The organism is Nostoc sp. ChiVER01 (assembly GCF_034531155.1).
Lineage (GTDB): Bacteria > Cyanobacteriota > Cyanobacteriia > Cyanobacteriales > Nostocaceae > Nostoc.
The window spans coordinates 93,158-103,211 of the sequence record NZ_JAVRBS010000001.1 but is presented as its reverse complement, the minus strand read 5'-3'; the positions used below and the strand labels follow the sequence as shown (position 1 = coordinate 103,211).

Here is a 10,054-nt window from a genome sequence, read left to right as displayed (position 1 = left end):
TATGGCATGAAAAAATACTAACAACACTAGTATTAATACTGAAGTTTAGACTAAATCGGTAATGTTCAAGAAAAAAAAGGAGTCTGATTGAATACAGTTTTAGTAGTCTGTCAATTTAAAATTGATGGATATGCGGATAGTGTAATCTGTAGATACTCAAAGTAGTGCGCGTATCTGATGCCGAAGAAAAAATACATTGTCTCTCTAACATCTAAAGAGAGAGCATACTTAGATAAATTGACAACTACATGTAAAACTTCTGCGTATAAAATAAATTACACGCGTGTGTTACTAGTGGCAGATACTAACCGAGAGTCAGGAGGTTGGATAGATCAAGCGATGCCTACGGCGGGCTACGCCTACGCTTCGACCATAAACATCAGGACCTCAACAATTGAAAGGGTAAGACAGCTATTTGTGGAGGAGGGTTTGGAACAAGCTCTAAATCGGCAACCCCAAAGCCAGGTAAACATTGGGATGCTGCGACAAGATAAAGCAATAGATTTCCTGTGATCTTAACCTCTTACGAATGGTCTATTGAGGGTTTAGAGTTCCCGGTTCTAAGTGCTGAAACTTGAGGAGGTATGACTATTTAAACAATATATTTACTTAAATTAACTTGCACAATTACATCATTAAAATCTCGATCGCCACCATTGACTAAATCTTCAAAACCAAAGATATTACTTCCTAACAGGCGAAGATGATCCACTTTCTCAGTGTTAGCACCCAAAAAAGGGAAGTAAACGCTTGGATCGTTACTAGAATTAGTATCTAACACTGCATCGGGTCTGCCATCAACAATTATATATAAATGGTGCAAAGATAGAACCAGGTGTTAAACTGCCGATGTAAATAGGCGTACCTTGGTTATTAACTTTTAGTTCAATGCCAGCAATACGCCCACGAACTGCTGCTTGAGTATAACCAGCCTCTCCGGGGAGAATATCAGGTTGGCTATCGCCATTAGTATCAATACCACCATTCTCATTCGCTACTTGATAGAATCCAACAAAGTTATTAAAAGCAGCTTCTCTATTCACCACAAAATCAGCTTTAACCAATTCTGTGACACCCCGTAAATCAATCAGTTCTCCCTGTTGTTGGGTTTGCAGATTTACACCAAGAGGTAAAGGTTGATTTGTGGACTGAATTTTTACGATTATTTAAAGTATTCTTCCATCCGCATTCATGGTTTCATTTTTTCGCGTTGCTCCCAGTCTGGACGGCGATCAACTCGTACCTGAAAATCTGCATTAACGTTACCGAGAGATATTATGCTTCCCTGACTCATGATGTCTTGTGTTTTTAGAGGCTGTTTGAAAAGTTTTGAGGGGTAAAATTTTATGCTAATCGTCTTACCACGATATTAAGTGTTGGGTGTAGTGTTTCAGACAATAATAATTAAGCGTTTTCCCGTTCTCCCACTCTTATTTTTTCATCCAAAAACTTTAGCTGCTGGTATATACAGCTAATCTGCGGTAAATCTACATCTGCTGCTTGCGCTTTCCGTAATGGGTTCCCGAAAATTGCTTCTACTTCCATAGGTCGCCTTTCGTCGTAGTCAATTTTCATACTGGTACGATAAGGCTTCATCTTCAAGGTGTAATCCAGCATTGTTTGAATGAAGCTATCAGGAATGATGCGTCCACAACTTTTCGACCCTGCTACAACTTCATACATCAATTGTTCAACTAATTTGCGGGTGTGGGGATATGACATTAATTCATCTGTTCTAGCGTTGAGAATTACAGACAGTCCATTATAGGGAATATTCCACACCAATTTTTTCCATCGCCCTATTAATAAGTCTTCAACTAATTCTATTGAGATACCAGCATTAGTAAAGTCATCGGCAATTTGCTGCATCTTATCTGTAATCTCAGTAGGATCATAGCCAGAAGCATATCCCCCTAAAATAATTTTTCCATAGTCAACGTGGCGGATATGTCCTGCTCCGACTTTATTGGAACAAAGAAAACACAAACCACCAATAATGCTGACATTGCCAACTATTTTGGCAACTTCTTCTTCCACCGCCAGTCCATTTTGCAATACCAACACTACCCCATCATCCCTGACGAGTGGCGGTAACATCTGCGGCAATAAATGGTTTTGTGTAGTCTTTAGTGCTATCACCACCACATCGCATTGTGGCATTTTTTCTATATCATTGTAAGCGTTGACTTGAGTCAAGGTGAAATCACCATCTTTTGACTCAATAAGTAAACCAGATTTACTGACATATTCATAATCACTCTTCAGCAAAAAGTGGACATCTAAGCCAGCTTTTTGCAGTTTTGCACCATAAAAGCCACCTAATGCACCAGTTCCTAGAATGGCGTAACTACGCTTGGACATTTTGCTAACAAAAAGATTTTTCAATGATCATAGAACACATTGTATACATACAGCCAAAAACTGCTGGTGTGGCATTAGGTACTGAATCACGCTCTTTCTAGCGTTCGCGTTCAGCGTCTCGTAGAAAGGAAATCTCTGGCAGTGGGCTGGTTTACAATTTCCGGCAGGCGATCGCAGAAAAGAAATTTGAGTTAGGTAGAGAGCGATCGCTCTCTTCATTAACTTGCACGATATGCCTGTGGTTTATATGCGTCGCTCTTTTTCAGATGTAAGCTAAAAACACAAAAGATATGAGTTAACATCCTATGCAGCAGTCCACAAAAGGCAATTACCGGGATTTTTGGCGACAGCTTGTTACTTTGGCTGCAATCTTTGGTGCATTTGTTATCAACGTAATATCGAATATTTTTCCGCTCAATGGACTTAGCATAGGGGAAATTTCCAATACTTTGTTTAAAAATGTCCTGATTATCCCTGCCAATTATGCCTTTGCTATCTGGGGGCTGATTTACCTTGGGTTATTTGCTTTTGGGGTATACCAAGCTCTACCTAACCAACGAGATGAGCCTGATTTGCGTAACACAGGTTATCTATTGGTAATTGCCTGTGTTGCTCAAAGTATCTGGGTGTATCTGTTTTTGTCTCGCTTTTTTGCTCTTTCTGTAATAGCAATGCTCTTGATTCTGTTGCCCCTGATTGGTGTTTATATGCGGTTAGAAATTGGTAAATCGCGTGTATCTCGGCTGAAAAAATGGTGTATTCACTTTCCGATCAGCATTTATCTAGGCTGGATCAGCGTGGCTACCATTGTCAACGTAGCGTGTGCTTTGTATTTTCATAGGTGGAACGGTTGGGGAATTTCTGCTGTAATCTGGACTCTCGTCATGGTATCGATAGCAACAGCAGTTGCAGCATTTATTGTCATCCAGCGTCGAGACATCGCTTATACAGGAGTAATACTCTGGGCATTGGTGGCGATCGCAATCAAGCACTTTGATAATTCAATGCTCAGAAATAGCGTGTTGATTTTGGCAATTGTCCTAGTTTTGACCGCTACGATTAACAGTTTACGCCCCCAACAAGAACATATTGATGCTTGAATTATAGAAGTCAAACAAAAAACTAATTATACCCATGTCGGAAATTGAAAACTTAGGAGTGAGTGTAGAAGAGTATTTGGATGGATTGGCAGCAGGCATTGACATTTTGGAATTGAAGCGGTTAGAAGCAAGGGGAATTCCCACGAACCTAGCTTTGGAAGTGATGGCGATCGCTCAAAAGACGATAGATGGCACAGCCACTCCTGAAGAGATTGTCCGGGGACTAATGATTCTAACACCGTCGCTTAGACAGCAAATTGAATAGTTCCTCTATTAACATACTTATAGAGTTAAACAATGCCCAAATTTTAAATTGTCGATCAAAGAAAATATTGATTTTCCTCATTCACAATCCCAAATTTAAATAAGTCGGCATAATAAAACCAAACTGTGTAAATAAAATAAACAAGCCTCAAACTCTCTTTCTCCCTGCCCCCTGCCCTTAATATTATTTTTGTATTTATCTATTTAAGTTCACCAAACAACGAATAGGCAAACAAAGCGGCTTGAGTGCGATCGCGTAAACTCAACCGACTCAAAATGTTGGTAACATAATTCTTAACAGTATTTTCTGAGAGAAACAGGGATTCAGCAATTTCACGGTTATTGGCTCCACAAGCAATTAACCGCAATACATCTAATTCTCTAGCTGTAAGTTGCGCCAATTCTGGAGGAGGTTGCACAGATGCGACAGGTGCAGCAATAGGCGTGAGTGCTTTCTCAAACAATCCTGGGCCGAGTAAGGTTTGTCCCTTGTAGACGGCTCGAATTGCCAACATTAGTTCATCTGGTTCGGTGTCCTTGAGCAAATAGCCTTTGGCTCCTAGTCGCATCGCCTGGAAAACATACTCATCATCATCAAAGGTGGTGAGGACGAGAACCTTAATATTAGGATATTGTTGAGCGATCGCTTTTGTTGTGGCAACTCCATCCATTACAGGCATTCGGATATCCATTAGTACAATATCGGGTTGCAGCGCGGCAATCTGTTCGAGCGCCCGTTGCCCATTCTCCGCCTCACCGACTACCTGCATCTGGGCATTCGACTCAAGCATACTCTTAAGTCCCTGGCGAATAAGATGCTGATCGTCAACTAATAAAATCTGAATCATAACTTAGATGGGGAGTAGGGAGTGGGTAATTCAATTAATTGAAAAGCCTTATAACAACACCTTTGATAGTGGTAAAGAAACAGAAATACAGCAACCGGTTCCTAGTTGGCTGTGGAGATTCAACTGGCCGCCCAGTGCAACAGCCCGTTCTCGCATCCCTTGTAACCCAAACCCGGTTGTATTTTGAGTGGGGTTAAACCCTTTTCCATTATCTTCGATTGACAGATGAATCATTCCAGCGTGAGCCAGTAGTCTAACAGTGACACTCGTTGCCTCAGCATGTTTGCAAATATTTGTCAACGATTCTTGCACAATGCGGTAAAGGGCCGTGTTTACTTCTGTTGATAAACTGTACGGTAGATCAATTTTACAGGACGGTTCAATACCTGTGGTTTGCTGAAAATCTGTCAGTAGCTTTTCAATGGCTGATTTGAGAGATTGCCCTTGCAAAGGATTTGAACGCAAAACAGAAAGCGATCGCCGAATTTCTAGCAGTGCCTCAGCCCCCAATTCTTTCGCCTGCTTGAGAAATGTCAATGCTTTATCATTATTTGATTGCCAAAACAACAAAGTATTATTAATCTGAATGGTTTGGGCGGCGAGAGTGTGTCCTAACCCATCATGAATTTCGCGGGCAATTCGGTTGCGTTCCTGCAAAGTTGCCTGATCTTCAATCCGTAGAGCATACTGGCACAGTTGTTGATTGATTTTCTCTAATTGCTGATGGGCAATTTCTAACTGCTCTCGACTTTGGCGCTCTGCAAGCAGGGCGTTAATTAACAATAAAGCGAATACTAACGTTAAGCTAAACAATAATATATTACTTAATCGCCAATCCCAAGACATAGCGATCATCTTATCTCGCATAAAATTCTCAGGTTCAATGGGTCTTGACAAAAGCAGTATTCCATGCGATAGCAAAGATAAACCCAAGACAACCAACTGTCCCGATCGCTTAAATATCAGACAACTCCGCATCACCAGTACCAGACACAGTAGCAAAACGGAGCGAGGAGATAAGCTATGTTGAGTCGCCGGTAGCCAAATTAAACCGAATTCCAGGGCTGTATAAAGTAATTTTGTTTCCAGCTTAACCATTGGTAGTCTCAAGCCCATCAAACTGAAAGTTGCGATCGCCAGAATTCTTAGCAGCAACGACCAGGACAACTGAAACGGCAGCAGAACTTCCATGAACACTGCCGTGGCTAATAACAGCCACTCTAAGTAAAGCAACAGACGGAAAGATGGGTAGATCAAGCGAACCATAGAACTGTTCCAACTCAATGGTCTTTCTAACAAAACCATAGGTATTTTCACAATTTTAGAGGTAAATATTGAACTGGAAAATGGGGAATGGAAACTAGGGACTGGGGACTGATAATTTTTTACCCAGTACCCAGTCCTCATTACTTCCCTATATAACGAATCTGTCTCTAGTATCGGTAGAGCCGTTCCGACTAATTAACTATTTCTAAATTAGGAAAAAAGTCACAATAACTTGAGTACTTTTTTACTGGTTAGGTTAGTAATTCTAGCTCATGTGCAAACTGATTCTAACTTTTAAGATTAGCTTGTGTAAGTAAAGCAGCGACTTTTCAAACATCTTCTACTAAATAGCTATTTATAATTACACACAACAAACACAAGAGAAGTAAATGATTAAAAAACAGATAATTTTACCAATCCTGCTATTTGCAACTATCCTGATTGGAGGAATGACAGGTTGCACCAGTTCTAAATCTCCAGATGTATCTCAAGGGAATGATGGAACAAAGGTATCTGATACTTCTACGACATCTCCAGGAGCCAATACGCCAGAACGTGCCCAGAAGCGCGAAGAAGTTCGCAAGCAAGTTGAGGCAGTTCTGACCCCAGATCAGGTAAAGGAATTGTCAACGAAATTACAGCAAGGTGAAAAAATGCGTAAAGCAGTTTTGAGCCTGAATCTTACGGCTGAACAAAAGACTAAAATTCAGAATATTTTTAAGACTGCTTATCCCCACCGCAAAGGACAATCCCAAGGTAACTCCTAGTACCGCAAGGCGGAAGTCAAAAGTCAAAAGCCAAAAGTCAAAAATTAGTCCTTCATGGATTATATTCTAAATTCTGTCTTATTCTTCAAGAGTTAAAGCATGTTTAAACAAAAATTCTTCGTCAATATAGAACTAGCCGCTATCGCAGCAATCCTTGTAGGAAGTAGTTTTTACGCTTCTAAAGCTTTAGGTAAACCCCAATCTAACTCCCAAAATATGGTGGATGAGGTGTGGCAAATCCTAGATAAAAATTATGTTGATGTCAGCTTTAACCATCAAGATTGGAAAGCAATTCGACAACAGTATATGAGCCGTTCCTATAGTTCTAAGAAAGAGGCTTATGGAGCGATTCAAGAAATGGTGGCAAAATTAGGCGATCGCTACACGGAGTTTTTTGACCCACAAGAATTTAAAGCCCTAAATAACGACATTTCTGGCAACCTCAGTGGCGTAGGATTAGAACTTGCACAGAATGAAAAAACTAAAGCCTTAACCGTTGTCGCCCCAATTCAAGGAACCCCTGCTTTTAAAGCAGGTATTTTGCCGGATGATGTAATTGTTCAGATTAACGGTCAAAAAACTCAGGGGATGAAAATTGACGATGCCGTTAAGCGGATTCTTGGCCCCGTGGGAACCAAAGTAGTACTCATGATTCAACGGGGCAATAAATCGCAAACTTTCCAACTTACCCGTGCCAATATTGCTATCCATCCTGTAACTTACAACACGCAAACAACCACAGCAGGTAAAATTGGTTATATTCGTTTGCCAGAGTTTACACAAACTGCCCCCGCAGAGATGCACCGAGCAATTCAAGCATTAGAAAAACAGCAGGTGCAGGGCTACGTTTTGGATTTGCGTTCCGATCCAGGTGGACTGCTGGATGCAAGTTTGCAAATTGCCAGTATGTGGTTGAAGCAAGGGGCGATCGTGTCTTTGGTAAATCGAGACCAAGTTAAAGAGAGCTACAATGCATCGGGACATCCTCTCACCAACAAACCCTTAGTAATACTGGTTGATAAGGGATCTGCTAGCGCTAGCGAAATTCTATCGGGAGCGCTGCAAGACGATCATCGCGCTACCTTAGTAGGGACTCGCACTTTCGGTAAAGGTTTAGTTCAAGCCGTAGAGCCACTAGAGGATGGTTCAGGTCTGAAACTAACGATCGCTAAATACTACACACCAAAAGGTCGAGATATCAATCATGTCGGCATTGCCCCAGATATTAACGTGGAGTTAAGCGAGGCACAACAGAAAGCATTAGTGCAAAACCAAACCTTGGCGACATTAGCCGATCCTCAGTATGCTAGCGCCGTTGCTAACCTGAGCAAATTGATTCAATCGGGGGACAATCATCTAAGTTTACAGCGTGGTAAATAAGTATACGAATACTTGTCAACAAGTCAAGAAGTGTATCTTTCAACCATGTCAACCTATAAAACCAAACGACTCCAAATTTATGAACCAGCCCCAGGTCTAAAAATCCTGGTTCAACTCAGTAACACTCCTTTAGTGCGGATAGTCATAGCTATGATTACCCGCCATCAGCTAGCGATCGTTGGGCTTGTATTTGTTGCCACTCTAGTTTTTTCTATGCGGGAAAACGCCCCCTGGCTGACAGTACCTAAACAGGTAGCGATTGAATTTTTTTCTGCTGTATCCCAGTCCCTAGCTGCTTTATTGGGGGTGTTAATTGTTTTCCTCACCTTTACTAGTCAGTTGATCGCTCAAAGGAGATATGAAGATTACTATACACTTCAGATTCAGATTGACCAACTCATTCGTTTAACTCAGTCCCTTCCCTCTGAACTTAGTAACTTTGATGAAGCTCTGATAGCACTCATTAACTATTTAGTTCCCTTGCATTTAAAAGATTTTCCAATCTGGGCAAATAACTCTCAAGTACTGCCTTGGGACAAGCTTTTAGATAATTTCAAGAATGAACATGAATTGATGCAAATGCAGCAACAATTATCGTTAGCTACCCATCTACATCAACAACAAATTCTACTGGTCATCAATAATATGGAGGAAATCCTGGAAAGATTTTCCAGGCTTTACAATCGCATCTTAGAGATGAGTCGTTTCATTCTGGCGATCGTTAAGCTGTCCTTTCTATTGGGAGTTTCACTTCTGTTTTTGCTGTTATTTGGCATTATCGATTTGCAAAGGAAGTTTCCTGATATCAGCCTACCTGTAATTGTTTCTTTAGCAATTTGGGTATTGATTGCTCTTTTGGAGCTAGTGCTTGATACCTGGTTTTTTTATAAAAACCTTTATGGAGCGTCGAGCCACTATCTACGGTTTTTCCCTAATCTAAAATACCCTAATTAATGAGCAAAGGCTAACTCACTATGAGTAATTTAACATCATTTCCAGATACTAAAGCTATTAACACAAGCAAAGCTTCCACTGATACAGTCCGTGCTTATCTTCAAGAAATTGGACGGATACCTCTGTTGACTCAAGAACAAGAAGTTTTTTTTGCCCAGCAAGTTCAGCAGATGATGAAAATACTTGCTGAATCAGAAAAAATGACTGTTGAATTAAAGCGTACACCTACATTGCCAGAATGGGCTAACCAGATGCAGTTAAGTGAACAGGAACTACTTCAACAGCTAAATCAAGGTAAAAAAGCCAAGCAGAAAATGATCGCGTCTAATCTTCGGCTTGTGGTGTCAATTGCCAAGCAATATCAAAGACGTAACTTAGAGCTAATGGATTTAATTCAAGAAGGTGCATTAGGTTTAGAGAGAGGAGTTGAAAAATTCAATCCGGCTCTAGGATACAGATTTTCAACCTACGTTTACTGGTGGATTCGTCAAGGAATTACCAGAGCGATCGCCCAACAAGGACGCGCGATTCGATTACCGATGCACATCAATGAAAAGTTAAACAAAATTAAGCGCGTTCAGCGAGAGTTATCTCAAAAGCTGGGACGTATTCCTACCACTAAAGAAATTGCTCATGCACTTTCTTTAGAGCCTAGTCAGATTCGAGAATATCTAGCTTTGGCTCGTACAACTATCTCCCTCGAACTTCGAGTTGGGTCAGATAAAGAGATGAAATTAGAAGATTTAATAGAAGATTATAGATATTCTGAAAATGGCTATACTACTCAGCAATTTTTCGATGATGAAGTTGATAGCTTATTGTCAAGCTTGTCCAAACAACAACAAGAAATATTAACCTTGCATTTTGGATTAACAGATGGACATGAATTTACTCTAGAAGAGATAGGTAAGCGAATAGGTATTAGTCGAGAACGAGTTAGACAGATAGAAAAACAAGCTCTACAAGTTCTATATCGGCAGTTTAACAAGTAATAAATAAACACAAAGATAAGTATTTATCAAAGTATATAAAATGAGGAAATATTTTAAGTATGATTTTCTAAAAAGCATTGAACAATATTATTGGTTTGATTCACATTCTACAAAATCACCAT

General features: G+C 40.4%; 9 protein-coding genes and 1 pseudogene. 6 read left to right on the top strand and 4 right to left on the bottom strand.

Features of this window, described 5'->3' with window-relative positions; genetic code table 11:
• Window positions 1-592: 592 nt before the first annotated feature.
• Together RMY00_RS00380 and RMY00_RS00375 are read right to left on the bottom strand one after the other, a co-directional pair.
• A pseudogene (locus RMY00_RS00380) lies at window positions 593-1,166 on the bottom strand (DUF4114 domain-containing protein); the annotation flags it as partial.
• Between the two features lie 238 nt (window positions 1,167-1,404).
• Window positions 1,405-2,361, bottom strand: a complete 957-nt coding sequence (locus RMY00_RS00375) for a putative 2-dehydropantoate 2-reductase (protein ID WP_322645667.1) — start codon at window positions 2,359-2,361, stop codon at window positions 1,405-1,407.
• A gap of 305 nt (window positions 2,362-2,666) precedes the next feature.
• Between RMY00_RS00375 and RMY00_RS00370 the strand changes: the two genes are divergently transcribed.
• Window positions 2,667-3,461, top strand: a complete 795-nt coding sequence (locus RMY00_RS00370) for a tryptophan-rich sensory protein (protein WP_322645666.1) — start codon at window positions 2,667-2,669, stop codon at window positions 3,459-3,461.
• Between the two features lie 34 nt (window positions 3,462-3,495).
• A complete protein-coding gene (locus RMY00_RS00365; RefSeq protein ID WP_322645665.1) occupies window positions 3,496-3,726 on the top strand; it encodes a hypothetical protein in 231 nt (76 codons plus the stop codon).
• 199 nt (window positions 3,727-3,925) lie between these two features.
• Here the strand turns inward: RMY00_RS00365 and RMY00_RS00360 are convergent, their stop codons facing one another.
• On the bottom strand, window positions 3,926-4,573 hold the full coding sequence (locus tag RMY00_RS00360; protein WP_322645664.1) for a response regulator transcription factor: 648 nt from the start codon (window positions 4,571-4,573) through the stop codon (window positions 3,926-3,928).
• Between the two features lie 48 nt (window positions 4,574-4,621).
• Window positions 4,622-5,839, bottom strand: coding sequence for a sensor histidine kinase (locus RMY00_RS00355; RefSeq protein ID WP_322645663.1), 1,218 nt, complete (start codon window positions 5,837-5,839; stop codon window positions 4,622-4,624).
• 389 nt (window positions 5,840-6,228) lie between these two features.
• Between RMY00_RS00355 and RMY00_RS00350 the strand changes: the two genes are divergently transcribed.
• The 4 genes from RMY00_RS00350 to RMY00_RS00335 all read left to right on the top strand — a co-directional run bounded on the left by RMY00_RS00350 (window position 6,229) and on the right by RMY00_RS00335 (window position 9,932).
• Window positions 6,229-6,606, top strand: a complete 378-nt coding sequence (locus tag RMY00_RS00350; protein WP_322645662.1) for a hypothetical protein — start codon at window positions 6,229-6,231, stop codon at window positions 6,604-6,606.
• 99 nt (window positions 6,607-6,705) lie between these two features.
• Entirely contained in the window at window positions 6,706-7,986 is a 1,281-nt protein-coding gene (locus RMY00_RS00345) for a S41 family peptidase (protein ID WP_322645661.1), read from the top strand.
• A gap of 45 nt (window positions 7,987-8,031) precedes the next feature.
• Window positions 8,032-8,940, top strand: coding sequence for a hypothetical protein (locus RMY00_RS00340; RefSeq protein WP_322645660.1), 909 nt, complete (start codon window positions 8,032-8,034; stop codon window positions 8,938-8,940).
• Window positions 8,941-8,960: 20 nt separating this feature from the next.
• Entirely contained in the window at window positions 8,961-9,932 is a 972-nt protein-coding gene (locus RMY00_RS00335) for an RNA polymerase sigma factor, RpoD/SigA family (protein WP_322645659.1), read from the top strand.
• Window positions 9,933-10,054: the final 122 nt, after the last annotated feature.

Excerpts from the sequence above, each read along its gene's own strand:
- RMY00_RS00375 (WP_322645667.1), bottom strand. The coding sequence starts at position 2,361 with ATGTCCAAGCGTAGTTACGCCATTCTAGGAACTGGTGCATTAGGTGGC.
- RMY00_RS00370 (WP_322645666.1), top strand. The coding sequence starts at position 2,667 with ATGCAGCAGTCCACAAAAGGCAATTACCGGGATTTTTGGCGACAGCTT.
- RMY00_RS00365 (WP_322645665.1), top strand. The coding sequence starts at position 3,496 with ATGTCGGAAATTGAAAACTTAGGAGTGAGTGTAGAAGAGTATTTGGAT.
- RMY00_RS00360 (WP_322645664.1), bottom strand. The coding sequence starts at position 4,573 with ATGATTCAGATTTTATTAGTTGACGATCAGCATCTTATTCGCCAGGGA.
- RMY00_RS00355 (WP_322645663.1), bottom strand. The coding sequence starts at position 5,839 with ATGGTTCGCTTGATCTACCCATCTTTCCGTCTGTTGCTTTACTTAGAG.
- RMY00_RS00350 (WP_322645662.1), top strand. The coding sequence starts at position 6,229 with ATGATTAAAAAACAGATAATTTTACCAATCCTGCTATTTGCAACTATC.
- RMY00_RS00345 (WP_322645661.1), top strand. The coding sequence starts at position 6,706 with ATGTTTAAACAAAAATTCTTCGTCAATATAGAACTAGCCGCTATCGCA.
- RMY00_RS00340 (WP_322645660.1), top strand. The coding sequence starts at position 8,032 with ATGTCAACCTATAAAACCAAACGACTCCAAATTTATGAACCAGCCCCA.
- RMY00_RS00335 (WP_322645659.1), top strand. The coding sequence starts at position 8,961 with ATGAGTAATTTAACATCATTTCCAGATACTAAAGCTATTAACACAAGC.